This window comes from Shimia sp. R9_3 (assembly GCF_017743755.1).
Lineage (GTDB): Bacteria > Pseudomonadota > Alphaproteobacteria > Rhodobacterales > Rhodobacteraceae > Shimia.
In genome coordinates, this window is sequence record NZ_JAGHRP010000004.1 from 353,388 (window position 1) to 379,182 (window position 25,795).

General features: G+C 59.4%; 18 protein-coding genes. 11 read left to right on the plus strand and 7 right to left on the minus strand.

All coding sequences use genetic code 11. From position 1 onward, the window contains the following. Position 1: 1 nt before the first annotated feature. Positions 2-1,237 (plus strand): biotin/lipoyl-binding protein, encoded by a 1,236-nt coding sequence (locus J7412_RS13075; RefSeq protein ID WP_209079030.1) that lies wholly within the window; start codon positions 2-4, stop codon positions 1,235-1,237. Between the two features lie 85 nt (positions 1,238-1,322). On the opposite strand, the gene J7412_RS13080 is transcribed toward J7412_RS13075, so the two are convergent. The 4 genes from J7412_RS13080 to J7412_RS13095 form a co-directional block, all read right to left on the minus strand. Further along, positions 1,323-1,736, minus strand: coding sequence for a DUF1330 domain-containing protein (locus J7412_RS13080; RefSeq protein ID WP_247742868.1), 414 nt, complete (start codon positions 1,734-1,736; stop codon positions 1,323-1,325). A gap of 229 nt (positions 1,737-1,965) precedes the next feature. Continuing rightward, entirely contained in the window at positions 1,966-3,300 is a 1,335-nt protein-coding gene (gene tig / locus J7412_RS13085; protein WP_209079031.1) for a trigger factor, read from the minus strand. Positions 3,301-3,482: 182 nt separating this feature from the next. After that, on the minus strand, positions 3,483-4,616 hold the full coding sequence (locus tag J7412_RS13090) for a porin (RefSeq protein WP_209079032.1): 1,134 nt from the start codon (positions 4,614-4,616) through the stop codon (positions 3,483-3,485). Positions 4,617-4,925: 309 nt separating this feature from the next. Then, the gene (locus J7412_RS13095) at positions 4,926-6,053 is read right to left on the minus strand and encodes a porin (RefSeq protein ID WP_209079033.1); all 1,128 of its coding nucleotides are present in this window, start codon (positions 6,051-6,053) and stop codon (positions 4,926-4,928) included. Positions 6,054-6,917: 864 nt separating this feature from the next. Between J7412_RS13095 and J7412_RS13100 the strand changes: the two genes are divergently transcribed. From J7412_RS13100 to J7412_RS13115, 4 genes are all read left to right on the plus strand, one after another. Further along, on the plus strand, positions 6,918-10,064 hold the full coding sequence (locus tag J7412_RS13100; RefSeq protein ID WP_209079034.1) for an Ig-like domain-containing protein: 3,147 nt from the start codon (positions 6,918-6,920) through the stop codon (positions 10,062-10,064). A gap of 132 nt (positions 10,065-10,196) precedes the next feature. Then, positions 10,197-11,480 carry a TolC family protein gene (locus tag J7412_RS13105; protein ID WP_247743916.1) on the plus strand — a complete coding sequence of 428 codons (1,284 nt, stop codon included), beginning with the start codon at positions 10,197-10,199 and terminating at the stop codon, positions 11,478-11,480. After that, complete coding sequence (locus tag J7412_RS13110) at positions 11,477-13,795, plus strand: type I secretion system permease/ATPase (RefSeq protein ID WP_247743917.1); 2,319 nt, start codon at positions 11,477-11,479, stop codon at positions 13,793-13,795. The genes J7412_RS13105 and J7412_RS13110 overlap by 4 nt, the downstream gene beginning before the upstream one ends. Then, complete coding sequence (locus J7412_RS13115) at positions 13,792-14,985, plus strand: HlyD family type I secretion periplasmic adaptor subunit (RefSeq protein ID WP_209079036.1); 1,194 nt, start codon at positions 13,792-13,794, stop codon at positions 14,983-14,985. The genes J7412_RS13110 and J7412_RS13115 overlap by 4 nt, the downstream gene beginning before the upstream one ends. A 58-nt stretch (positions 14,986-15,043) precedes the next feature. Here the strand turns inward: J7412_RS13115 and J7412_RS13120 are convergent, their stop codons facing one another. Next, entirely contained in the window at positions 15,044-15,769 is a 726-nt protein-coding gene (locus J7412_RS13120) for an N-acetylmuramoyl-L-alanine amidase (protein WP_209079037.1), read from the minus strand. A 401-nt stretch (positions 15,770-16,170) separates the two neighbouring features. On the opposite strand from J7412_RS13120, the gene J7412_RS13125 reads away from it, so the two are divergent. The 3 genes from J7412_RS13125 (at position 16,171) to J7412_RS13135 (ending at position 18,625) form a co-directional block, all read left to right on the plus strand. Then, a complete protein-coding gene (locus J7412_RS13125) occupies positions 16,171-17,463 on the plus strand; it encodes an MFS transporter (RefSeq protein WP_209079038.1) in 1,293 nt (430 codons plus the stop codon). 127 nt (positions 17,464-17,590) lie between these two features. After that, on the plus strand, positions 17,591-18,196 hold the full coding sequence (locus tag J7412_RS13130; RefSeq protein ID WP_209079039.1) for a LysE family transporter: 606 nt from the start codon (positions 17,591-17,593) through the stop codon (positions 18,194-18,196). Positions 18,197-18,202: 6 nt separating this feature from the next. Continuing rightward, complete coding sequence (locus J7412_RS13135) at positions 18,203-18,625, plus strand: VOC family protein (RefSeq protein WP_209079040.1); 423 nt, start codon at positions 18,203-18,205, stop codon at positions 18,623-18,625. A gap of 64 nt (positions 18,626-18,689) precedes the next feature. Here the strand turns inward: J7412_RS13135 and J7412_RS13140 are convergent, their stop codons facing one another. Continuing rightward, on the minus strand, positions 18,690-19,403 hold the full coding sequence (locus J7412_RS13140) for a S1 family peptidase (protein ID WP_247738718.1): 714 nt from the start codon (positions 19,401-19,403) through the stop codon (positions 18,690-18,692). 303 nt (positions 19,404-19,706) lie between these two features. Here J7412_RS13140 and J7412_RS13145 point away from each other — a divergent pair, with 303 nt between their 5' ends. The 3 genes from J7412_RS13145 (at position 19,707) to J7412_RS13155 (ending at position 22,476) form a co-directional block, all read left to right on the plus strand. Beyond that, positions 19,707-20,219, plus strand: coding sequence for a flavin reductase family protein (locus J7412_RS13145; protein WP_209079041.1), 513 nt, complete (start codon positions 19,707-19,709; stop codon positions 20,217-20,219). Positions 20,220-20,377: 158 nt separating this feature from the next. Next, the gene (locus J7412_RS13150; RefSeq protein ID WP_348540500.1) at positions 20,378-21,322 is read left to right on the plus strand and encodes a bifunctional enoyl-CoA hydratase/phosphate acetyltransferase; all 945 of its coding nucleotides are present in this window, start codon (positions 20,378-20,380) and stop codon (positions 21,320-21,322) included. Beyond that, positions 21,319-22,476, plus strand: coding sequence for an acetate/propionate family kinase (locus J7412_RS13155; protein ID WP_209079042.1), 1,158 nt, complete (start codon positions 21,319-21,321; stop codon positions 22,474-22,476). Before J7412_RS13150 ends, J7412_RS13155 begins: the two co-directional genes overlap by 4 nt. A 61-nt stretch (positions 22,477-22,537) precedes the next feature. Here J7412_RS13155 and J7412_RS13160 read toward each other — a convergent pair whose 3' ends face one another. Further along, positions 22,538-25,750: a reductive dehalogenase domain-containing protein gene (locus J7412_RS13160; protein WP_209079043.1), complete on the minus strand. Its 3,213-nt coding sequence runs from the start codon at positions 25,748-25,750 to the stop codon at positions 22,538-22,540. Between the last annotated feature and the right edge of the window lie 45 nt (positions 25,751-25,795).

Genomic DNA, 25,795 nt, shown 5'->3' on the forward strand with positions numbered 1-25,795 from the left:
CATGCTGGAATTTATCTGTTGCTCCATGCTGACCATTTTCCCGGACTTCCTGTTCCGCCGCTATTGGCAAGGCAAACGTCTGGGGCAGGAAATCACTCTGTTCTCCATGTGGTATGAGCTGCGCTACGGCCTCAGCTCCTGCTTCATTCTGACGGTCAGCCTGATCACCCTGATCTTCTATTACCACCCGTCCACCTCCAATGTGACCTCATTTTTCCGCACCGTCACCATCCTGCCGGAAATCAGCGGCCGCGTGACCGAGGTGATGGTAGAAAACAACCAGACCGTGGAAGAAGGCGATGTGATCTTCAAACTGGATGACAGCCGCCAGCGCGCCGCCGTCGCCACCGCCCGCGCTGCTGTGATCGAAGTGGATGCCGCCGCCCTTCTGGCCCATGATGACACCCGCGTGGCACAGGCCAATTTTGACGCCGCCGAAGCCGCATTTGAGCAAACCAAAGACGAGTTTGAGCGCAAAAACACCCTATTTCAGGAAAACTCCCCCGCGGTGACCGTGCGTGAGGTCGAGCGTCTGGAAAACCTCATTCAGGAACGCCTTGCCGCCGTGGACGCGGCCCACTCCGCCCTTGAATCCGCCAAACACCGGCTGGAAATCCAGATCCCGGCCCAGAAAGACAGCGCCGAGGCCTCTCTCAATCAGGCCCAGGTGGAACTGTCGAAAATGACGATCTATGCCGGACAAGCCGGACGCATCGAACAGTTTGATCTCCGGCCCGGGGATTACATCAACCCGATCCTGCGTCCTGCGGGCATTCTTGTGCCCTCAGACACAGGACGCGGGCGGTTTCAGGCTGGCTTCAGCCAGCTGACCGCACAGGTGCTGCACCCGGGCATGTTGGCAGAAATCTCCTGCGCCACCGCGCCGATGCGGGTGACCCCCATGGTCATCATCGGTGTGCAAGATGTGATCCCCTCCGGTCAGGTGCGCCCCTCTGACACCCTGCGCGATCCGCAGAACCTGCAGCGCCCCGGCACAGTGATCGCCTATATGGAACCGCTCTGGGAAGGCGGCATCGACCATCTGCCCCCGGGCAGCCAATGTGAGGTCAACGCCTACACCAGCAACCACGAGCGCCTGCAGGATCCCGACATCGGCACGGCAAAATTCGTGGCCCTGCATGTGATCGACACCGTCGGCTACGCCCACGCCCTGATCCTGCGCTTCCGCGCCATTCTCATGCCGTTCAGAACGCTGGTCTTCTCCGGCCACCACTGATCACAGCGACAGCACATAGAAAAAGCCCCGGTCTCCCGCCGGGGCTTTTTTGTTGCAAGCTCTCGTGATCCAACTCTGGGAGCGCTTATTCTCCAAAATTCCCGCCAAGCGCCATCGGGGCCATACGGATCAACCGGCTGTCCTCCACCGCCGCCTGCCGATGCGCCACCGCCGCGCGGTACTCTGGAAACTTATGCATGGAGGTGAAGGCCTCCACACTTGGATACTCCGCAATAAAACACAGATCCCACATTTTTTCCGGCCCGATCAGCATCTGCTCCATGCTGCCCCGCCAGATGATCTTGCCGCCAAGCTGTTTGAACACCGGCGCACTCTCGCGCCCATAAGCCGCATAAGCCTCCGCACCGGTGGCTTCCCGCCCATCCTCATAGACCGCCTGATCACGCAGCTTGATCAGGTTCAGCATATGCACCGGCCCCTCCCGATCGTTGGCCTTGAAAGCCTCATATCCGGCTTTGTCAAATGTGGTGTAGTCCAATGTCTGCTCTCCTCAAAACACCCTCGCAGAGAACAACCTCGGCAACAAAAGATCAAGCACCTCCCCCGCGCCCCGTTTTCTCATTCCTGAAGTATCCCGGGGCATGGGGGCTGGCCCCCATTAAAACCTGTGCATCACGGCAGCCCCCAGATGACCGCAGCGACCAATAAAAAAGGCCGCCCCCATTCGGAGCGGCCCCTTCACTGTCCCGAAATCGGGGTGTCCAGACTTATTCGTCGTCCAGTGCCTCTACGGCTTTCTGCAGGTCGTCTTTGGAGACCTCTTTTTCGCTCACTTCCGCCAGCTCAAACGCATAGTCGACAACTTTGTCTTCAAAGATCGGTGCGCGCAGCTGCTGCTGCATCTGCTGGTTCTGCTGGATGAACTCAAAGAACTGACGCTCTTGACCAGGGTACTGACGCGCCTGGTTCATGATCGCTTGAGTCATCTCTGCGTCGGTCACTTCAACTTCGGCTTTCTGACCCAGTTCTGCGAGCAGCAGGCCAAGACGCACGCGGCGCTCTGCCAGGGTGTTGTGCTCTTCAGTTGGCTCGATCTTGTCGTGATCGTGGCCTTCCACTTCAGGGTTTTCTTCGTGCCACAGCTGGTGTGCGATCTGGCTTGCTTCTGCTTCCACCAGGGATGGCGGCAGCTCGAAGGACACCAGCTTGTCCAGCTCGTCAAGCAGCGCGCGCTTGGTCACCGCACGTGCGGCACCGGCGTATTCTGCTTCCAGACGCTCGGTGATCTGAGCTTTCAGACCTGCAAGGTCTTCAGCGCCGAATTTGGTCGCCAGCTCGTCGTTGATCTCTGCAGCAACCGGCTCTTTCACCTCTTTGATGGTGCAAGAGAACACGGCTTCTTTGCCCGCGAGGTTTTCTGCGCCGTACTCTTCAGGGAAGGTCACGGTCACGTCTTTTTCTTCGCCCGCTTTCACGCCAACCAGCTGTTCTTCAAAGCCGGGGATGAACTGGCCGGAGCCGAGGGTCAGTGGGAATTCTTCGCCTGCGCCGCCGTCAAAGGCTTCGCCGTCGATGCGTCCCACAAAATCCATGACAACCTGATCGCCGTCCTGTGCCGCGTCGCCTTCGCCGCGTGCTTTGAAGTCCTGCGCGGTTTCTGCGAGGTTGCCCAGAGCTTCGTCCACGGCTGCGTCATCTGCTTTGACAACCAGCTTCTCCAGCTTGATGCCTTTCAGGTCCACTTCAGGGATCTCTGGCAGCGCTTCATAGGACATCTCGACTTCTACGTCAGAGCCAGGCTTCCAGTTTTCGCCGTCTTTCATTTCGACTTTCGGCTGCAGCGCCGGACGGTCGCCGGACTCTTCGAAATGCGCGTTCATCGCACCGTCGATGGTCTCCTGCATGGCTTCACCCATCAGGCGCTCACCAAACTGCTTTTTCAGAAGCGGCATCGGCACTTTGCCTTTGCGGAAACCTTTCATTTCGATTTCCGGCTGTGCTTCTTTCAGCTTTTCATTGACCTTCGCGTCCAGCTCATCAGCTGTCACGGTGATCGAATAGCCGCGTTTCAGACCTTCGTTCAGAGTCTCGGTAACCTGCATCAGGAGTCCCCATAAGTAGCGGCGCGCGGCACATGAGAGTCCGCGCGCAGTCGAGAAAATTTGTGCTCTTCTAGTGGCCCCCGCGCCGCTGTGCAAGGCCAATTCCACGCAGAGAGCGGCTTTCAGGCAGCGACAGGGACCAAGCAGGGGCCAAGGGGCGGCCCTCTGCCGATCAGCGGGTGTCAGAAGTTCCAGCGTGCCGCCACCATGAAGATGTCGATATCCTGATAATCCAGCCCTGGCTCTTCATATTGATACTGACGATACGCCAGATAGAGCACGGCATTGTAGTTATCGAGCTCCTGTGTCGCCTGAAGCCCCCAGGCAAATCCGTCATCGCCCGCAAGACGGGAGTCATTGGCCCAGAAGAAATCCGCCGACAGATGGGTCTTACCCCAGGCAAACCATTCAAAATCACGTTTGCCGAGCTTGGTGTAAAAATAGTCACTGTCCACCGCGCTGTTGTCGCTATCGCGACGTCCGGCTGCGATCTTGCCGTTCAATCCGGTGGACGTGTGTAAAATGGCAAAGGACCCAAACACCGCATTGGCGTCGCCTCCGGCGTCGAAATCCGTCCACTCGCTGCCGATGCGCGCACTATATTGCAAATCTCCGGCATCCCCGTTGTAGACCAGACCAAGGTCATAAACCGTGTCATCCACACCTTCGCTCAGGATGTTCTCCCCCACAGCCGCGCTGAGGATCAAACCACCTCCGGCCAGCGGCGGCGTGTCATATCTCACACGTCCCAAACGGCCACCGTCAAAGTCATTGAACACCGATTTCACAGTGGGTTCCGTGCCATCAACCATCCCGTCGCTGAAGTGAAACCCGCCGCCCACATCGGCAACCGCGCTCGTCGCAATCCCGTCGGTGCCCGAGAAACTCGCCCCGGTGATCCCGTCAGACGCCATGCTGCCCTGCCCCAGATAGACCTTACCAAAGCTGCCCTCATAGCTGAAATCCACTTTCCGGATATTGGTGCGCTCCCATTCCAGAAACTCCGGATCATTGATCTGACTCCAATCAGAGCTGCCCGCGAGGCCCAATCCGGTTTCGAAATTGAATTTGAACGTGCCCTGCCCAATTGGCTGGGAATAACGCACGCCAAACCGGCTGACCGCATTTGAGTTATCTGCAAATTCGCTGGTGGTGGTGTCCCCGTCGTCCACCACAATAAATCCGTAATTCAAATGCCCATAAAGCTCGGCGTTGTTCTGTGCCAATACCGCTGTTGCTGTCCCTGAAAAGACAATCACCCCGCCGACCATGGTTTTGGTAATTTTGGATATACTGCCCAAGACCCTTTTACCCATCACGCTTCTCCAATCGATTGAGAGTTCAAAATGTGTCTTAAAGTCGTATTTGAGAGCCCCCACCCGAATTGCCGTTTCGCAAATTCGGGCCCACCAATTCAATTCAGGCTCAAGGCGCCAACCAATCCCAAAGGATGAGTTGAGCACTCCAATTGGACTATATCGTAAATTTTATTCAAATTCACGACATCAAGTTTCGATGTTACAAATTATAAAAGCATCGTCCCGCAATTGGACAATCAATATAAGAAAAAGGCGGCCGGAAATTCCGACCACCTTTCAAGGCTCATTTCTGAAAGACTTCAGAAATTAGAAGCTCCAGCGCGCGCCAACCAGGAATGCGTCAACGTCTTGGAAAGACGCGCCAGTCGCTTCGTACTGGTGCTGGTGGTAGCTCGCGAACACTTTCATGTTGGAGTTGTCGATGTCCTGAACCGCTTCGATACCGTATGCGGTGCTCTCGTCACCTGCGGATGCGAAGTCGTTGCCGCGGTATGCGTCAACGGACAGGTAGGTGCGGCCGATGGAGAACCAGTCGCGCTGCAGACCAAGCTTCACATAGACATAGTCTGCGTCAGGCTGGCCGCCTGCACCGTTGTTGTCAAAGTCAGCGGTGCCGTAAGCAACGCTTGCGCTCAGACCGGTTGGGGTGTGCAGTGCGCCAACGGAGCCAACGACCGCGTCTGCGTCGTTGTCAGTGTTGCCGGTTTGAGAGTAGGACAGGCCACCCGCAACGTCATAGTCGCCAAGGGTGTTGTTGTAGTAAACAGCGAGGTCGTAGTACTCACGGTCAACGTTTGGCTCCAGGATTTCGGTACCTGCGGATGCAGACACAGTGAAACCGTTGAAGGTTGGTGCGTCGTAACGGATACGACCCAGACGGCCACCGTCCAGACCGTCAAACACGTCACCGATGCTCACGCCGGACAGAGCGCCTGCGCTGGTGCGGAACTGATAGCCACCTGCGGTATCGGCCACAAACACGCCACCCGCGATGTCGGTGCCTGCAACGTCACCCGCGCTTGCGGTGCCGTCGGAGGAGGAAGAACCTTCACCGATGTAGAAAGTGCCGAAACGATCGGTTTCGTAGATCGCTTCGAACTTACGGATGTCGTTGCGGTCCCAGTACAGGAAGTCTGGGGTGCCTGCTTGGCTCACTTCGTCGGTGCCGCGCAGACCCAGGGAGGCCTCAACGTTGAACTTCAGAGTGCCGCCAGCAACGCCACGCTCGTACCATGCGCCAACGCGGCTGGACGAGTTGGAGTTGTCGCTGAATTCGCTTTGGGAATCCACACCGTCATCGACGCTGGTGATCGCGCCACCCAGACGGCCGTAGAAGCTGAAGCCATCTTCTGCTTGTGCTGCGGAGGTCATCGCCACGCTGCCTGCAATCATCGCCGCCGGGGCGATCCATACGGATTGTTTCAATCCAACCATTGTTCTTCTCCATAGATCCCTTTGGGCATTCCCAAGGGCTTTTTGTGCGAGAGCTTGGCCAACGATCTCCCCATTGGGATCGCCAGCCGTCATGCTGTGCTTCAAAACCACGTGAAAACGCATCTGAACGCCATCCCGCGCCACAGTGCTTTCGGGCACGCAGCCCTGATGCGGTGGGGCGTCTACGCCCGGTCATCTGGCTTTGCAAATCCAGTATTCGATAAAATTTTAGCAATCGGGGATGCTTAGGTCGTTAACGAGTGAAATTCTGTCGCTTTCCCACATCGAAATTCGCATTTAGACCTTCCATTAACAGTTTAAATGCCAGACATTCTGACTTTATAGATTTGTTTTCTGATACTTACCAAAATTTCACCCAGGCTTACGCGTGCATCAAAAACGACATAGGCGGTTTTCCGCTTACCTAAAGTCAACTTAAGCCACAATTCGCCACCCAACGCGCAAGCACCCCGCCCCGAGATCACGTTTTCGCGATCAACACGGCACTTCCGCTCCTCAAGGACTCACCTTTTCGCTGAACACAAATCCGCAATACTGGCAGTGATTTCACCCTAAGGAAGATTTAGAAAACCTCAAAGCAACCATGAGACACACCCATTCACCCCCAGAGATGTGCAATCGACCCTTTCGGCACCCAAACGAGCGCCCCTCTAGAACAAACCCCTAAATAAGCGTTAAAGCTCAACAGGTTTCCCGCAAATAAATCCGCAACACCCTGTGGAAAAACTGCACCGAATTCGCCTTAAATTGTGGAAAAACCCTAGATTATTGAAGGTCATGAGCTATACTCACCGCAATCCAACAAGGGCCAAAGCCCGATCAACTTAGAGCGGTAATACAAATATGAGTACACTGAGTTACGCCATCCGCGGGACGGATGGGGTTGTCGTTCGCGGGCAAACTGCGGAAGAGGCCAATAGCGTCATCTTTTTAGGTCAAGCCAAGGACGTTTCTCTCAATCTCACCTCTGATGACATCGCAGGCTACATGCAGCAGGGTGAGGATCTGGTGATCCACCTGGCGTCTGGCGAGACCATCACACTTCAGAATTATTTCCAATCCGTCGCAGGCGAAGAGCGTGATCTCTTCATCTCCAAGAATGGCGCCTTCCAGCAGGTCGACCTCGGAGAGCCTGTGGTCGATCAGTATTTTGCGCAATACACCGAAATCTCCACGTCCGAAAAGTGGAGCGCCTATGATCAGCTGACCTTCCTCGATCTGGAACGCATCGAGCCGGTTGTTGCGCCGCTTGTAGCCCCTGTCGCAGGCTTTATCCCCGGCCTTCTCGGCGTTGGCGGTGCGGCCGTTGTAGCCTCCACCATCGACGGTGGCGGCAATGGCGGTGGCAACGGCGGCCCGATCATCCCAACCGTGGACGACCCGGATGTCTCACGCATTGTCGGTGGCACCGAAGATGACAGCGTCACCATCACCGGCACCGGTGAGGCAGGCTCGACCGTGACCGTCACCATTGGCTCTGAAACCGTGACCACCACGGTCGGGGATGATGGCACCTATTCCGCAAGCTTTGACGCTGCTGCCCTACCCGATGATGGCGTCTACGCCAGCACCGTTGCGGTGGTTGCGCCTGATGCCACCACCTATGATCTGGATGGCCCCTCGGTCGACATCGACACCACACCACCTGACGTGGATGTTCAGGACGGCACCGTGTCCACCGGCGACATCGTCAATGAGGCCGAGCACCGCTCCGGCCATGTGATCTCCGGCACTGGCGAAGCGGGCGCAGCCCTCACCGTCGAAATCGACGGCACCACCCACAGCACCACTGTGCTGGCTGATGGCACATGGTCAGTGACCTTCGCCTCAGGCGAGATCAACACCGGCGAATACAGCACCGCTGTCACCATCACCTCCACCGACGCGCGCGGCAATGTCACCACCGTGACCGACCAGCTGGAAGTGGACACCATCGCCCCGTCTGTGGCCCTCAACACTGTGGAAGGCGACAACATCATCAACGCCGCAGAAGCCTCTGATGGTGTTGTACTTTCTGGCACCGGTGAAGCTGGCAGCGCACTTGCCATCACCTTTGGTGGCGTCACCCAGAATGTGACCGTCGGCGCGAACGGCACATGGTCGTCAAACTTCGCGGCCAGCACGATCACGGCGGGCACCGGCAACGCCACGGTGACCCTCACCGCAACCGATGCCGCGGGCAACAGCACAACCACCACTTCAACCATCGCAGTGGACACGGAAATCTCCGCAGACCTGAACGACAATCAGGTCGGAGGGGATGACATTGCCAACGCCGCCGAAGTGGCTTCTGGCTTCGCCCTCACCGGCACCGCCGACGCAAGCGCATCCGTAACCGTCACACTGGAAGGCGTCACCCGCACTGTCACCGCAGACAACAGCGGCAACTGGACCGCCAACTTTGCTGCTGGCGAAATCCGCTCCGGCACCTACGACAGCACAGTGACTGTCTCCGCAACAGACGCGGCGGGCAACACCATCACCACCACCGAAAGCCTGCGCGTTGATACTGAGATTGGTCTCGCCTTTGACAGCAGCCAGCTGGGTGGCGACAACACCGCCAATGCCGCCGAGGTCCAGAGCGGCATCTCGCTCACCGGCACCGCAGATCCGGGCGCATCCGTCGCGGTCACAATGGAAGGTGTCACCCGTACCGTCACGGCCGCGGCAAACGGCACGTGGACGGCCAGCTTCACCTCTGCGGAAATCCCGCAGGGCACCTACAACAGCCTGGTCACCGCCACCGCCACCGATGCCGCTGGCAACAGCACCACCTCTTCCACAACCGTGGCTGTCGATACCCAGATCTCTGCGGGTCTGGACAGCAATCAGGTCGGCGGCGACGACATCGCCAATGCCGCAGAGGTCGCCTCCGGCTTTGCTCTGACTGGCACGGCTGAGGCCGGCAGCACCGTGGTTGTCAAACTGGAGAACGCCACCCGCACCGTCACCGCAGACGGCAGCGGCAACTGGACAGCCAACTTCACTTCTTCCGATGTGCGCCAAGGGGAATATGACGCAGCGGTCACCGTCACCGCCACCGACGCCGCTGGCAACAGCGCTTCGTCCACCGGCACCCTGCGCATCGACACGTCCACCGCAATCAACGTGGACATCTCCTCCGGCGTCTTCGCAAACCCCGTGAACGCTGCGCAGATGCTTGGCGGCGTTGTGCTGGAAGGCACCACCGAACCTAACGCAACCGTCACTGTTTCCGTGGACCGCCCCGGAGACAACCTCCCCCCTGTCACCCGGACCGTCACCTCTGATGCCTCCGGCAACTGGTCGGTGACCTACGCGTCCGGCACTTTGCCCGAAGGCACCTACACGGCAGACGTCAACCTCTCGGTAACCGATGTCGCTGGCAACACCGCCACGGCAAACGCAACATTCGCGATCGATACAGAAATCACCAACCCAATCGTGGATTCTGTGACCTTTTCAGGCTCGGATGTGACCTCTCTGGTCCTGGATACCGAGGCCCAAACCTACGACATCCACGCGCTGAACACCGATGGCAGCAGCACCGATATAGCGACCACCGAGATTGATCTGAGCCGCACTGAAACCCTGTTCCGCTTGAACTCGGCCGCGCCTGATGGCACCCATCTTGTGGCCGCTTCCACTGACAGTGCTGGCAACGAATCCGACACACTCATCGTGCTTGCTGGCAACGCCACAAACACGGGCACATTGGATCATGCCGCCTTGGGAGGCTTCAACATCGAAGCGATCGAGCTGGACTACGCCGATCAGGCGCGGCTGACCCTGACGGAGCAGCAGATCAAGGACTTGTCAGACACATCAGATACGTTGACCATCCATGGTGGCATCGACCGGGGTGGCAACACCACCGACCAGATCACGGTCAATGGCGCGGTCAAAACCAACCAGACAGAGACAATCGACGGTCAGCTCTATGACGTCTACACCGTTGGCAATGACGGCGTGACGCTTGTGGTGGACCAGGACATCAACGTCATCGTCTAACAGATCACGAGGGCGGCCTCCTGCCGCCCTTTCTCTCCCTCCAGCTCAAGGTTATACGCACGCGACATGCCCTGCCGCACGCATCATAAGTCCCTGCCCCTGCTCCTTGGGGCCACGCTTCTGAGCGGCTGCATGTTCTCGGTCCCACACCTTGACTCAGCTGAGTCTTTCCTGAAACCAAAGCCAGCATCTGACGCCGCTTCGGCCGCCACGCCGGAGGTCAGCAAACGCAGCAGCTTTGCTCAGGATGAAGCCAAGGCCGAAAGCGAAATTCTCAACACATTGCTGGCGCGCCGCTCTGTACTGCCTGCCGACAGCGCCTTGAGCGAAGTTTCTGATGTGGCCCTCGCCTCCTCGCGTCGCGCTGCCGAGGTCGAATTGCAAACCGCCCGCCTGCGCGCCGAGGCGGAAGACAAAAACTGGCTTCCGACGATTGGCCCGGAAATCTCCCTGACCTCTCTGGGCGATGTGATTGCCGGTCTGGTGCTGGAACAGGTGCTCTATGACCATGGCCGCAAAAAGGCCGAGCGCGCCTATGCCGCCGCCGATGTCGAAGTCGCCGCCGTCACCCTGTCTCAGGATCTCAATGAGCGCAGCTTCACCGCACTGGCGCTCTACATCAGAGGGCTGCGCGGTCAGGAACGGGCCGAAGTCGGCGCAGGTGGCCTTAAACAGCTCAAGCATTTTGAACGGATTGTGCAGGGCCGCATCGACGGTGGTGTCTCTAACAAAGGCGACCTGCGCATGGTGCGCACCAAGATCCAGACCTTGGACACCCGCAACGACACCGCCCGCGAAGACGCCGCCACCGCAATCAGCGAATTGCAGGCGATGACCGGCACGCGCTTTGCGCTCACGCCCGCGGCCCCCTTGCCCAATCAGGCCTACCCGGCGGTGGAACCGCTTGAAGTGGTCAAAGCCCGCGCCGAAGCAGACCGCGCCGTCGCGCTGGCCACGGTTGAGCGCGCCCGCCAACTTCCGGGCCTGACCGCCGGGGCCAGCCTCACCACCGATGGCAGCAGCGGCAGCCTGAATGTCGGCAATGACGTGGGCTTGGGTCTGGGCACCGGTGCGCGCCTCAAAGCCATCGAAGCCTCCAAAGACATCGCCGCCCGTCAGGTGGATGAAGCCCGTGAAGACGGCGACCGTCTCCGCAAACGGCTGGAAAGCAATATTCAGAGCCTCTCCCGTCAAGAGGCCGAGGCGCAAAACCTCGCTCAGGAAGGGCGCAAAACTTACAAGCTTTTTGAGGCGCAGTTCCGCGCCGGTCAGCGCTCGGTGCTGGAGGTCGTGGACGTCTACGAACAATCCGTGCTGCGCGATCTGGACCGCGTTGACGCCAAATATGACCGCCTTCTTGCGCAGCTGGAGCTGGCCCGTGATCTTGGGCTGCTGGCGGATGGAGACGCGATTTGACCGCGGATACCCCCAAAGGCAAGGCGCCAACGGTGCTCTCCATCGCCTCCATCGCCTCCATCAAACCAACGCAGCCCGCCAATCAGGCCGGTCAGGCCAACCAGACCCACCCGCCCAAGGTCAGCACGATTTCCGCGGCCCAATCCGCCCCTGCCGCTGAGGCCGCAAAACCCGGCGACGCGATCCATGATCTGGTGGAGGCCACCGCCAACCGCATCCAACACCGCGCCACGCTGATCTCCACGCTGGCCGCGCTCAACGGCTCTGAGGTGCCCGTCACCGATGTCGCCGAACACATGTGGACCTCCGCCCCCGGCGATGTCTCTGTGAAAGCGCTCGCCAATGCGCTGGCACAAGCCGGTGTCGAGCCCAAAGTCCACAGCAAGCTTGCGCCCGGCCCCGCCGCCTGGCCCGCCATCGCCATGATGACCAACGGTCAGGCCGTGCTGGTGCTCTCCCAAGAAGAAGACACGCTGACCGTCTATGACGACAGCCAGCCTGACAACCGCGCCGAGGTGCCGGTTGCGGAGTTTACGCCGTTCTTCTCGGGCATCGCTCTGCGCGCCAAAGTCTCCCTGCGCCAACTAGCGGAGCGGCACATCCCGCAGATCGCGGACGGCATGTCGGGTCACTGGTTCTGGGGCGAGTTCACCAAGTACCGCCGCCATATGGGCGAGATCATGCTGGGCTCTCTGGTGGCCAACCTGCTCGCCGTCGCGGTCGCCCTGTTCTCCCTGCAGGTCTATGACCGTGTGATCCCGCATCAAAGTCAGGCCACGCTCTGGGTGCTCGCCATTGGCGCGATCTTCGCCATCTGCCTTGAGGGTCTCCTCAAGCTTGCGCGCGCCAAGATGAGCGACGCCGCTGGCCGCCGCATGGAGCTCTCGATCCAGCACCGCCTGATGAAACGCCTGCTTGGCATGCGCTCAGACCGCCGCCCCCTGCCACCCTCCGGCCTCTTTGCCGCCATGCGCGACTTTGGTGCGGTGCGCGATTTCTTCACCTCCACCACGATCTCCGTGCTGGCAGACATGCCCTTCATCGTGATCTTTCTCGCGCTGGTCGCCTCCATCGCGGGCAATCTGGTTTGGGTGCTGATGCTCGGCGGTGCGCTGATGGTGCTTCCGGCCTATGTCCTGCAAAAGCGCATGATCGCACTGTCCCGCGAAACCCAAGGCGCCTCCGCCAAAGTTGGCCGCCTGCTGCAGGAGGTCATCACCGAGCTTGACACCGTGAAAACCCAGCGCGGCGAGGACCGTGTGCTGCGTCTTTGGGACGAACTCAACGCGGTGTCCTCTTACTCTTCCGCCGAACAGCGCCGCCTCAGCTCCGCCCTGACCTACTGGTCTCAGGGCGTGCAGCAAACCACCTATATCGCCACCGTCGTGATCGGCACCTATCTGGTGTTTGCCGGTGAATTTACTGTCGGCACCATCATCGCAACCGGCATCCTGACCTCGCGCACCCTTGCGCCGCTCACCCAATTTGCAGGCACGCTTGCGCGCTGGTCCAACGTGAAAGGCGCGCTGGAAAGCCTTGATGCCATTGCACTTTCTGAGCAGGAGAAAGACGGCGAACGCAAATATCTCCGCCGCGAAAAACTCTCCGGCCAGTTCGAACTGCGCGAGCTGTCCTTTGCCTATGACGAAGACGGCGCGCCCACACTTGATGTCCCCGGCGTTGTCATCAAACCCGGCCAGCGCGTCACCATTCTCGGCGCCAACGGCTCCGGCAAATCCACGCTCCTGAAGCTCATGGCAGGCCTCTATGGCCCCACCAAAGGCCGCCTGCTGCTGGATGGCACCGATATGAGCCAGATCGACCAGCGCGACCTGCGCCGCAACATCGGCTACCTGTCTCAGGACGTGCGCCTCTTTGCAGGCAGCCTGCGGGACAACCTCAACCTGACCCAGCTTGAGCGTGACGATGACCGCCTGATGGAAGCTTTGGATTTCGCTGGCCTCGGCCCCTTCCTGCGCAACCACCCGCAAGGCCTCGACCTGCAAATCCGCGACGGCGGCGAAGGCCTCTCCATCGGTCAACGCCAGTCCATCGGCTGGGCGCGCCTCTGGCTGCAGAACCCGCAGATCGTGCTGCTGGATGAGCCCACCGCCGCGCTCGATCAAACGCTGGAGCGCACGCTAGTCAGCCGCCTGTCCACTTGGCTCAATGGCCGCACCGCCCTGATCGCCACGCACCGCACACCAATCCTGTCGCTCTCCACCCGCACGCTAATCCTGCAAAACGGCCGCCTTGTGGTGGATGGCCCCCGCGAACAGGTCCTCGCCCATCTCGCCGCCGGAGACCGCACATGAGCGCCACCGGATATGACAATGACGCAGGCTATGACAGCGGGCTCGATGACCAGCTCCGCGCCTCCCGCCTCACCATTCGTCTGATCGCCATAGCCATGGGCCTGTTTGTGCTCTGGGCCGCCTTCGCCTGGGTCGATGAGATCGTGCGCGCGGACGGCGAAGTTGTCTCCTCCTCCCGCTCCCAATCGGTGCAAAACCTCGAAGGCGGCATTCTCGCGGACCTCGCCGTCAAACAGGGCGACCTTGTGGAGGCCGGTCAGGTGCTGGCCACGCTCTCAGATACCCGCTTCCGCTCCGCCTTTGACGATCTGCAGGACCAGATCGACGCATTGGAGCTGCGCCGCCTGCGTCTTGAGGCCGAAATCGAAGGCAAATTCGAATTTAACGTGCCCGAAGAGCTGGCCACCCGCGCCCCGCGCATCCTGTCATCCGAGCAGGCGCTTCTGGCCGCCCGCCAGACCGACATCGACAGCCGCCGCGAAGGGGCCTTCACCCAGCTTGAACAGGCTCAGGAAGAGCTCTCCAACATGGAGAACCTCTACAAGAAAGAGTTTGTCGCGCTGCTGGAGGTCAACAAGGCCCGTGAAAAAGCTTCAGAGGCAGAGATCCGCTATATGGACATCCTCACGCAGGCCGAGCTGGTGCTGGCGGAGGAATATTCCGAAACCCTGAAAGAGATCACCTCCCTGCGGCAGGAAATGCGCCTCGCGCAGGATCAGCTCTCCCGCACCGTGATCACCGCCCCTATGCGCGGCATCGTCAACAATCTCGCCGTCACCACCATCGGCGGCGTTGTCCGCCCGGGTGAGGAAATTTTTGAGATCATCCCGCTTGGCGAAGAGCTCTTTGTCGAGGCCCGCGTGCGCCCGGAAAACATCGCCAATGTCGAGCCGGGTCAAGACGCCTCCATCAAGCTCACCGCCTATGACTACACAATCTATGGCACGCTTAAGGGCAAGGTCGATTTCATTTCTGCGGACACCTTTGAAGACGAGCGCGACCCCTCCGCCCCGCCGTTTTACCGCGTGACCGTCAACGTGAACGCCGACGCCCTGACCGAGCGCCAAAAAGCCATAGAAATCCGCCCCGGCATGCGCGCCACCGTAGAGCTGCACACCGGCTCCAAAACCATCCTGCGCTACCTGCTAAAGCCGCTTTATAAGAGCAAAGAGGCGTTTCGCGAGCCGTAGGGTTGGGGGGGGTTTTGGGACGTGAGACCAGGCCACAGCTTAGGCGATGAGGCAACAATCATTTGGGTACAAGTTTATGAAATATCGGATCTACCAGCGGCGTCATCTCGCGAAGCTGGCTACGGAGCTTAACCGCATTTGGACCGAGACCAAACTGATCAGCCAAATGAGAGATCAACGAACCTGCAGATTGAATCTGATCTTCAGTGAAGTTACAATCCCCGGCCGGTCGGTTTTCGATGTTGGTCCACGAACTGCACGCAATACCGATAGCCAAAGCGCCCGAATTGAAGTCCTTCGCAAAGGCTGGAATCAAATCAGTTGAACGCCCTTCAAGAACTTCGCCATTTGTAGTCACAAAATAGTGTGCCCCGACATCCCGCCAACCTAAACTCAAGTGGTACTTCCGCAACTCCTCAAATGGGACATTGGGCTCTCCGCCAACGATGATACGCTCGATTCTCCTGTTTGTGGCCGCTTGGATTTGAAAAACTGGAGTGGCGACCTCTCGCAGTAATTTTCGTGCATCCTCTGGAAACTCTGTCTGTGAATACCTCTCAATAACACTAATTGCCCAGTCTCGTACGCCTTTCTCGGCATCTGAAATCTCAGAGTTTTCATCGAAATCTGGGTCGCTACGCAATATCTGCAGGGCCTGTTCCGCGATTATGCCATCTACGCCCCGGTCGAAGGTGTAGTATTTGTAAATTGCAGGAGAAACGGCTACTGCAATCGGCACGGCAATTGCAGCGATAGGCTTCCAAGAAGCCTCGAATAGTTTCAACCATGTGAGACGCTGATCATCGCTTTCCGCTTGCTTTGAGGGCCTCTCAACAATGAAGACTGATCTAATAAGTGATCTTCGGCTTCGCATTTCGCTCAATAACAAAAACTTTGAAACGCAGTTACGCTAGTACATATGGCTATACCATAAAATCTAATCACGTCATTCCACGGAGACGACCTGATAAATACCTCCAGAATCGCATGCAAAAAACAGTTTGATATTGCCATATTGATGGCAGCCCCAAAAGATTGGTCAGTTGTTGCACGTAACATCTTCGGCAAAGGCGAGCTCTTTTCCGACGTTGCCCCCAAAACCACCACCAAACACTTTACTCGAATACACCACTCTCCCCCCACCAAACTCTTGCCTCAGTTGCCGAGATCGCCAAATCTACAACCATGGCAACCGAAACCGAGTTCTCCTTCACCGCACTTCCCCCTCCTGCGCGGCGGCACATACGGGTGTTTCAGATCCACCAGTTTCTGGACCGTTTTGCGATGGGGCTCACCGTTGCGGTTGTCGCTCTGGCGCTGAGCGATCGCGGCATGGATCTCTTCCAGATTTCGCTGCTCTTCGGGGTCTACTCCCTCACGACCATGGCAATGGAACTCCCCTTTGGCGGTTTGGCCGACACCATCGGGCGCAAGCCGGTCTTTCTGGCCGCCGTCCTTGCCAGCGTGACCTCCCTCGCCCTCTTTCTCTCCACAAGCGATTTCTACGTGCTCGGGCTTTCCTTTGCCTTTATCGGCTTCGGGCGCGCCCTGCGGTCCGGCACGCTCGACGCTTGGTTTGTTGAAACCTTCAAAGCCACCGCGCCAAATGTCGATGTGCAACCTGCGCTGGCCAAGGCGCAATGGGCCAACGCAATGGGGCTGGCAATCGGCGCCGTGCTGGGCGGCCTCTTGCCGGATCTCTTTGGCGCGACGGCCGCGCGCGTGGGTCTCAGCGCCTATGATGTCTCTTATCTGACAAGCTTGTCCGTGATGCTGGGTGTGTTCGTCTACACCCTAATCTTCATCGCCGAAGCGCCGCGCCCGCTAAACGCACAAGCTCTGAAACAGGGCTTTACAACGGTCCCTCTGGTGATCAAAGACGCGGGCCTTCTCGCCCTAAAACACCCCGCGCTGTCGCTCCTTCTGGCCGCTCTCGCGTTTTTCCTCATGGCGACCAATCCGGTTGAGGTGCTCTGGCCCACCCACGCCAAGCCCATGCTGCAGGAACCCCACGCCAACACCATCATCGGCATTGTGACTGCCACCTATTTCTTCTCCATCGCCTTTGGCGCATCGCTCTCGCCACGCATCAATCGCATGTTCAAACGAAAGCACGCCAAGACTCTGACAGCCGCTTTTGCCGGTCTGGCAGGCCTTCAGATCGCAGTGGCCCTGCAAGGCGGCATCTTCGGCTTTATGGCGGTGTTCATCCTCTATTCCGTGATCCTCGGCGTGTCTGAGACCCCCGCCAGCAGCATTCTGCACAGCTGCGTACAGGACACCCAACGCTCCACAATGCTGTCCCTGAAATCCCTGATGCAGCAGCTTGGCGGGGCTCTGGGCCTGATCCTCGCAGGCGCGGTGGCAGAGATCTACGCCACCCCCATCGCTTGGATAGGCGGCACGGTCTTTCTTCTCATCGCAGCCGCATTGGTCGCCGTGTTGGGCAAACGCCTCTCCGCAAGCCAAAACGACTAGCCGCGCTAACGGCTCACCAACGCCCAAAAACCACTCACAAAGCATCAGCCATCCCCTTCACACCCGTGAAATGAGTGACAGCGCGACCGCGCGCCCCTACCGTGCCCTCATACCACTGGAGACGCACATGGACCTCGCCCACATCCTCGCCTTCAACATCGCACTGGCCGCGGCCATCGCCAGCCCCGGCCCGGCCTTTCTGGTCTCTGTGAAAACCACCCTCACTGCAGGCCGCCGCGCGGGCCTTGCTGTAGGCGCAGGGCTCGGCCTTGTCGCCGCCCTCTGGACACTTGCCGCGCTGATGGGGCTGGAAATCGTCTTCACCGCCTTCCCCTGGGCCTATGTCGCCGTGAAAACGCTCGGCGCTCTGTATCTGCTCTACATCGCTTATGGCATGTGGAGAGGCGCACGGGAGCCGCTCGCGCCTTCAGAGGTCAAACCCGCCCGCCATGCCTTCCTGCAAGGACTGATGATCAATCTGATGAACCCGAAATCCGTGCTTTTTGCGGCTGCGGTCCTCGTGGTGATCTTCCCGCCCAACATGACGCTGGCGCAAAAGGGCGCGATCTTTGCCAACCACCTGATCATCGAGCTGATCTTTTATAGCCTTCTGACCTTTGGCATGAGCACCACCACCGCCCGCAACGCTTACCTGCGTGCCAAAACCCACCTCGACCGCGTGGCCGCACTGGTCCTCAGCGCGCTGGGCCTGCGGCTGCTGTTTGGGCGGTAACTACCGATGGCCAACGCACTTGTCCCTGAATTCGCAGTGACCAACTGTGCCAAGTCCAAAGCCTTTTATTGCGATCTCTTGGGCTTTGATTGCGTCTATGACCGCCCGGAAGAGGGGTTTGCCTACCTCAAACTTGGCGAGGCTGAGCTGATGCTGGATCAGGTTGGCCTTGGGCGCAGTTTTGATGAAGGCCATCTCCCCACAGAATATCCTTTCGGGCGCGGCCTGAACGTGCAGATAGAAGTGCCGGAGGTCGCCCCACTCCTGGCCAATCTGAGATCAGCCAACCATCCGCTGCACCTGCCGCTGGAAGAGAAATGGTACCGCATTGGGGAAACAGAGGCTGGCAATCTTCAATTTGTCGTCGCCAATCCGGATGGCTACTTGCTGCGCTTATTCAAAGATCTGGGCCATCGCGCGCTGACCTGACCCAGCAAAAACAAAAAAGGCGGCACAAAGGCCGCCTTCACTCGATCAATTGGGTCGTAAAACCTCAGCCACCTGCAATCATCTGGCGCAGCGCATCCGGGCTCAGCACCGTGCCCACAGAGACATTCTGCCCGCCCATCGCGGCCTTGGCAGAGACCACAGACACCAAAGCGGGGGAGCGGCCGTTTCGGCTCAGCGCGAGGATCGGTGCGCCCGAGGCACCGGAGTTCACCTCACAGTTCATCACCAGCGTCTTGTCCTGACGTGCCAGCACGCGGCAGGGGAATTCCATGATCGGATCATTGCGGTTGGTGATCGTGTAGCTCACCACACCCAGCAGGTCTCCATCCGCGAGGTTCATGCCGTACTTGATTGGCATCACTGAATTTTTTGAGATCGGTCGCGTCAGTTTCAGCACCGCCAAATCAAAGCCAAGCTGCGCACTGCCCTTGCGGCGGTGTACGTAATTTGGATGCACCGTGGCGCGTGCAACCTTGCCGATTGCCTTGGCCTGACCACCCTTCAGCCCCGCCTGAAACTCCACCGAAGAATCCGACACGCGCTTGCCGCTGCGTGGATCATACAAACAATGGGCAGCCGTCAGCACTGTATCCGGCGCAATCAAAGCGCCTGTACACATGGCCTTGCCTGCCACCACCAAGCGCCCCACGGCGCTTTCCCCTGGCAGGCTCTGACCAAGCCGATTGTTCCCCATTTCCCCCAGCGCCACCGATGGCAGCAGCGCTGCTAGAATGGCGAAAACTTTGATGCTCCGCATGGAACCTCCATTGACCGATGCCCCATCTGAACAACGGATCAGGGCAGCAATCGGGCAGAACCGAAGCCATTTGCAGTTCCGATTAATACAACTTTCATCATTTTTGCTCAAAAGTTATCTGTATCTGGCCACCCAAAGGGCGCGGTGAGCCCTTTTTCTTATGGAAAAACCCTCCACGGGCCACGGGCTCGATCACGCAAGGTCTCCGCCACATTCTGGCCCTGAATCTTACTCAAGCCTTGCAACTAGGTAAAATTCAGCCCATCTCTGCGCCCACGCGCAGACCAATCGAACAGGCCTTTCATGTCCGCTGACACCACTCTGACCGGATTCGTTCCTTCCGTTGACACGCAACGCGCCTATCGCAATGCGCTCAGCAACTTTGCAACCGGCGTGACCGTGATCACCACCAAGACAGCCAACGGCGCGATTGGTATGACCGCCAACTCCTTTGCCTCCGTGTCGCTGGACCCGGCGCTGGTGCTTTGGTCGCTGGCCAAAGACTCCCTGCGTTATGCACAGTTTGTCCCGGCCACCCATTTTGCTATCCACGTGCTGCGCGCAGACCAGAAAGATCTGGCGATTGCCTTTTCCAAACGGGGCGACGCCTTTGATCTGATCGATCATGAGGTGAATGCTGACGGCGTCATCTGTCTGCACAACTGTCTGGCCCGGTTTGAATGCGCCACCGATGCGGTTCATCCCGCAGGCGATCACGACATTATGGTTGGCCGCGTCCTGCGCGCCGCGATTGGCGAAGGCACCCCGCTGGTCTTTGCACAGCGGGATTTCGGCAGCTTCGCGCCAGAAGCCTAACCCTTATAAATGCTTAGTTAATTTGCAACGAAGCGTTGCAAGAACCGCAAAGCGGGTTTCTCGTTTTGCGGGTCCGCTTTTTATTGCCAAAACATCCCCGCCCCCCCATATGACAGCCACAAGGACGTGCATCGCAACATCTAGGCTCGGAGTATGCCGTGGATCTTTCAGCCCCCCATCACAAGAACAGCTTTGACGAAATGCTGGAGGCCACCACGCCTCTGGACCCCATTGTAACCGCTGTTGTTCACCCCGTTGACGCAGCCTCTCTGGAGGGCGCATTGGCCGCTCTGGAAAAAGGCCTGATCACCCCGCTTCTGGTGGGCCCTGAAGACCGCATCAAAGCCGCTGCCAAAGAGCATGCGCTTGATATCTCCGCTTGCGAGATCATTGACGCCCCCCACAGCCACGACAGCGCCGAAACAGCGGTGCGTCTGGTGCGCGAGGGCCGTGCGCAGGCGATCATGAAAGGCGCGCTGCACACCGATGAAGTCATGAGCGCCGTTGTGCACAAAACCCACGGTCTGCGCACCGAGCGCCGCATGAGCCATGTGTTCGTGCTTGATGTGCCCGCCTACCCCAAGCCGCTGATGATCACCGACGCCGCGATCAACATCTTCCCCGATCTCATGGCCAAAGCCGACATCGTGCAAAACGCCATTGGTCTGGCGCAGGCCATCGGCGTCGACACCCCCAAAGTGGCCATTCTTTCCGCGCTGGAAACCATCTACCCCAAGATCCCGTCGACGGTTGAGGCAGCCGCGCTCTGCAAAATGGCGGATCGCGGCCAGATCACCGGCGGCGTGCTCGACGGCCCGCTGGCCTTTGACAACGCCATCTCCCGCCGCGCCGCAGACGCCAAAGGCATCAAATCTGAGGTCCCCGGAGACGCTGACATTCTCGTTGCACCGGACCTTGAGGCCGGCAATATGATTGCCAAACAGCTGATGTATCTCGCAGGGGCTGACAGCGCGGGCATCGTTCTGGGCGCGCGCGTACCAATCATGCTGACCTCCCGCGCGGACGGCACGCTCTCCCGCCTCGTGTCCGCCGCCTTGGCGCAGCTCATGGTGCACCACAGCCTCGGAAAGGATCTGATGTGAGCGCCCAAGACGCCTATCTCGTTCTGAACGCAGGCTCCTCCTCGATCAAATACGCGGTCTATGACATCGAGCTTGCGGTGCAGCTCTCCGGTCAGGTCGATCGCATCGGCATGGGCCCCCAATATCACGGCGGCGCAAGCGAGATTGATCTGCCCGTCGCCGAAGACGCCACCCACGCCGAAATTCTCGACTGGCTGCTGGCGCATATCATGGGGCTGGAAAAGGGCTTCAACATCATTGGCGCGGGCCATCGGGTTGTGCACGGCGGCCAAGAATTTGCCGCCCCCGCGCGTGTGACCGACGAGGTGATCGAAAAACTACGCACGCTGGCGCCGCTCGCCCCGGGGCATCAGCCCCACAACCTCGCAGGCATCGAGGCCGTCGCCCGCCGCTGGCCCACCATCCCGCAGGTGGCCTGCTTTGACACCGCCTTCCACCGCACCCAGCCCCGCATCGCACAGCTTTTTGCGATCCCGCGCGCGCTGTCTGATGACGGTGTCCTGCGCTATGGCTTTCACGGGCTCAGCTACCACTACATCTCCACCCAATTGCCGCACCATCTGGACACGCCCAACGGCAAGGTAATTGTCGCGCATCTGGGCAACGGCGCCTCCATGTGCGCCATGCAGGACATGAAAAGTGTCGCCACCACAATGGGATACACCGCCCTTGATGGGCTGGTGATGGGCCGCCGCTGCGGCGAGCTCGACCCCGGCGTGATCTTTCACATGATGCGTGACCGCGGTATGAGCGTGGCCGAAATCGAAGCCACGCTGGGCACCAAATCCGGTCTCTTCGGGGTGTCGGGTCTCAGCTCTGACATGCGTGATCTCTTGGCCTCAGACAGCCCTGCAGCGGCTGAGGCGGTAGAGCTCTTTGTCTATCAGGCCTGCAAGAAGATCGGCGCGCTGGCCGCCACCCTTGGCGGGCTTGACGCCATCGTCTTCACCGGCGGCATTGGCGAGAACGCAGCGCCCATACGTGCGCGTATCCTGCAGGGCTGCGCATGGCTTGGGGCAGACCTCGATGCAGAGGCCAACACCTCCGGCGCAAGCCGCATCACAAGCGAAACCAGCCGCCTCGCAGCCCATGTCATCCCCACCGATGAAGAAGGCATCATCGCAGGCGAAACCCAGCGCTTGGTCGCAAACTAGATAACGGCCCCGGACCAACGGCCCACCGATACAGCCCCCCTTACGCGGGGGACTGGCCCCTTCAGAGATCAATCTCCACGACGCCGCCCGCCTCTTTGGCACGGCTCTGGCACAGGATCACCGAGGTCTCCCGCTGTTTGTTGGAGAGCACAAAATCCCGGTGCTCCACATCCCCAGAAATCAGCCCGCATTTGCACACACCGCAAATGCCATCGGCGCATTTCACATCCACATGCACACCGTTTTCAAGCAGCACATCAGTGGCGATTTTATCAGCCGGAACAAACAGTTCCCGACCATCTTTCAACTTTAACTTAAAGTCGAAATTCTCATACTCCGGCTGCTCAGGCACGTTGAAGTATTCCAGATGCCGCGCCTCTTCGGGGAAGCCCTGCCGCTCTGCCGCTGCCATGACCCCTTCCATGTAGCGGTCCGGCCCGCAGGTATAGACATGCCAGCCCTCCTGATACCCGCCAAGGATTGCGTCCAGATCCGCGCGCGTGCCTTTGTCAGAGAAATGGAACACCACTTTATCGGCCCAGGGCATCGCCTTCAGATCGGCGATATAGCCCGCGCCCTCCTCCCGGCTTGCCGAGTAGTGCAGCGCAAAATCTCGGCCCAGATCATGCAAACGGTGCGCAAAGGCAATCATCGGCGTGATCCCGATGCCGCCGCCCATCAGGAAGCTCTTTGTCGCCTCCTCAACCAGCTCAAAGTGGTTGATCGGTTTGGAGACAAACACCTTGCGCCCTTCTCGGAAAATCCGGTGCAGAAGCGCACTGCCCCCGCGCCCTTCGTCTTCGCGCAACACGCCAATCTGGTATTTGGAGCGATCCTGCGGGTCCCCCGACATGCTGTACTGGCGCAGAAACTCCGGCGCGACCAGCACATCCAGATGCCCGCCCGCCGTCCATTCCGGCAGCGGCGCGCCATCCAGCGACTGAAACTCATACTTGGTCACATCCGCGGTCATCGGCTCAACCTGAGAGATCTGCACCTGCACGACCGGTGCATCCGCCGCATCCGGCACCACGTAGCGGTCAATCACCGAGGTATCCCCCGCCGCCAGCCGCAGCTTGTATTCATCCGCAGAGACCATCGCCTCATAAGCTTTGATCCCGGCTTCCCGATCCATCGGGAAAGGATACGGCCACGGATGGGGCGCCAACGCCGCCGGATAGACCGCCAGCGTCTGATCCTCATATTTCAGGTCCAGATCTTTCTGCAGATCGCGGCGATTGAGCGGGTGTTTGGATGGCCGGTATGCGCCATCCTCTTCCAGCTCAATATCCCACCACCATTTCTTGACGTCGTTCAGCCCGCCATTCCCGACCGCATCATCCAGCTTGGCCAAAGGCTTGGCAAGGCTTGGGAAATTGCTTGCCGCCCAGCGGAACGGCGCTTCTGAAAACAGCCCCTCAAGATTCCACGGGCAGGTCTTCATACAGCGCCCGCACATCGAACCACCCGGCGTGGTGATCCGGTAGGTGGCACATTTCTGACTGTCCGACTTCCAGATCTCATAGCCGTTGAACATCAGTTTCGGGCCAGCCGTGATAGCCCCGGAGGGGCACTCCCGCGCGCATTTGTTGCAATTCTCACAAAAGTTCTGCAGGCCAAAATCAATTGGCAGATCATGGCTCATAGGCATGTCGGTGGTGACCGCACCGGATTTCAGACGCGGCCCCAGATAGGGGTTCAGGATCACCTCACCGATCCGGCTCACTTCGCCAAGTCCTGAGAGCAGCAACAGCGGCGGCTGGAGCACCTCACCATCCATCACCGTATGGGCCTTGGCCTTATAGCCCAGATTGCGGATTTGCTGCGCGATCACGCCGCCCAGCAGGGAGAACCGAAGATAGGCCCGCATGGATTGCGCCACACTGATCCAGTCATCGCCAGAGGCTCCTTCCATGGTCTCGTAGCCCTGATCGATGATCATACTGATGGCGTTGTCATGGCTCGGCACAATTGGCGTTCCGGTCGCGTCATGCGAATACCACGCCCATTCCGGGCACCGGCTGAGCCCCACCGCATCAACACCAAGGAAATAGGTCGCCGCTTTCAGGTTCGCCGCGTTACGCTCTGAATCTGTTGGCTTTTTGACCTCAGCGCTCGCGCCATCCTGCAGCAGTACAAAGGCCCCAAGCGCGCGTCTCTGGGCAAAGCTCGGCGCGGATTTGCGCACATAATAGCCCCCCTTCGCCGAATCCTGCAGGGTCTTGCCCATGTCCCCGAACTGCGCCCGCGCAAACATGTCCGCCCGCTTGGGCACACGCGCCACATTGGCCTCATCAATGTAGGTGGTCGGGGTTTCCACCCGCTTCAGCCGTTCAAACGGATGCGCCCCTTTGACATAGTCGCGGTTGCGATAGGGGTCTTGGTTGAGCGCAGATTTCGCTGATCCGGTGCCCAGCCACCACGCGGGCCCCTGTGTCTGCGCCCAAGGCTGCGCGCGCATCGGTGCCAGCGCCCCGTCATGGGCCAGCGCCATATCCGTGGTGATCACCGCCAACCCATAGCGGGTGCCCAGCCAGGGTGCGATCAGCTCACCATTCTCCAGCGCCAGCAAGCCCGCCGCCACAGCGACGCGCCCCAGATCCACATCGGTGGAGGTCGCGGTGTGCGCCTTTGCGTCAAAGCCCAGAAGCCGGATGTAGTTGGCGATCACGACCGCCACTTCGGTGGCCCGCAGACAGGCGCGATGGTCCTGCGCATCCAAAATCCAGTCACTGCCCGGCTCGCCCCGTTCCGGATCACGATGGTGTTCGATCAGAAAGACCAGCGCATTCTCGTGGCTTTCAATGCTGCTGGGCGGCGCTTCCATACTGTCCTTGAGATCAGCCATAATGACGTCGATCCCCGCCGCCAACGACTTGATTTGCCGCGTGCGCAGCGCCTCCGACAGCCGGTCAATATCCGGGTTGCGCCGTGGGGTGGACAGCCGCGCCGCTGCGGGCAACGGCCCCACGCCCACCATCGAGGCGTCGTTGAAATAGCCAAAAGATTTCAGATGGTTGGAGCGCTCAATTGGATCATCCGGAATACCTGACTGCACCGGATTGACCAGCCCGTCCCGCAAGGCATCCAGCATCGCCTGAAACTCGCCCATGGCGTTCACGATGCTCTCTGGCCGCTCCGGCCGGTGAAAGCTCAGATCACGATCCCGTGGCATCCCCGCCACCTCAGGCATCGCGCCGCGCACCAATCGCTCCAGCGGATAGGGGCCAAGATGCACCGGCCGCGCCTTATCCGAAAAAAACTTGATCCCCATCTGCTCCCCATATCAGGCCATTCGGCCTGCCCTTCTTGGCTGGCT

Excerpts from the sequence above, each read along its gene's own strand:
- J7412_RS13125 (WP_209079038.1), top strand. The coding sequence starts at position 16,171 with ATGGCAACCGAAACCGAGTTCTCCTTCACCGCACTTCCCCCTCCTGCG.
- J7412_RS13160 (WP_209079043.1), bottom strand. The coding sequence starts at position 25,750 with ATGGGGATCAAGTTTTTTTCGGATAAGGCGCGGCCGGTGCATCTTGGC.
- J7412_RS13145 (WP_209079041.1), top strand. The coding sequence starts at position 19,707 with ATGTCCGCTGACACCACTCTGACCGGATTCGTTCCTTCCGTTGACACG.
- tig (WP_209079031.1), bottom strand. The coding sequence starts at position 3,300 with ATGCAGGTTACCGAGACTCTGAACGAAGGTCTGAAACGCGGCTATTCG.
- J7412_RS13115 (WP_209079036.1), top strand. The coding sequence starts at position 13,792 with ATGAGCGCCACCGGATATGACAATGACGCAGGCTATGACAGCGGGCTC.
- J7412_RS13135 (WP_209079040.1), top strand. The coding sequence starts at position 18,203 with ATGGCCAACGCACTTGTCCCTGAATTCGCAGTGACCAACTGTGCCAAG.
- J7412_RS13095 (WP_209079033.1), bottom strand. The coding sequence starts at position 6,053 with ATGGTTGGATTGAAACAATCCGTATGGATCGCCCCGGCGGCGATGATT.
- J7412_RS13105 (WP_247743916.1), top strand. The coding sequence starts at position 10,197 with ATGTTCTCGGTCCCACACCTTGACTCAGCTGAGTCTTTCCTGAAACCA.
- J7412_RS13090 (WP_209079032.1), bottom strand. The coding sequence starts at position 4,616 with ATGGGTAAAAGGGTCTTGGGCAGTATATCCAAAATTACCAAAACCATG.
- J7412_RS13075 (WP_209079030.1), top strand. The coding sequence starts at position 2 with ATGCTGGAATTTATCTGTTGCTCCATGCTGACCATTTTCCCGGACTTC.
- J7412_RS13100 (WP_209079034.1), top strand. The coding sequence starts at position 6,918 with ATGAGTACACTGAGTTACGCCATCCGCGGGACGGATGGGGTTGTCGTT.
- J7412_RS13140 (WP_247738718.1), bottom strand. The coding sequence starts at position 19,403 with ATGCGGAGCATCAAAGTTTTCGCCATTCTAGCAGCGCTGCTGCCATCG.
- J7412_RS13130 (WP_209079039.1), top strand. The coding sequence starts at position 17,591 with ATGGACCTCGCCCACATCCTCGCCTTCAACATCGCACTGGCCGCGGCC.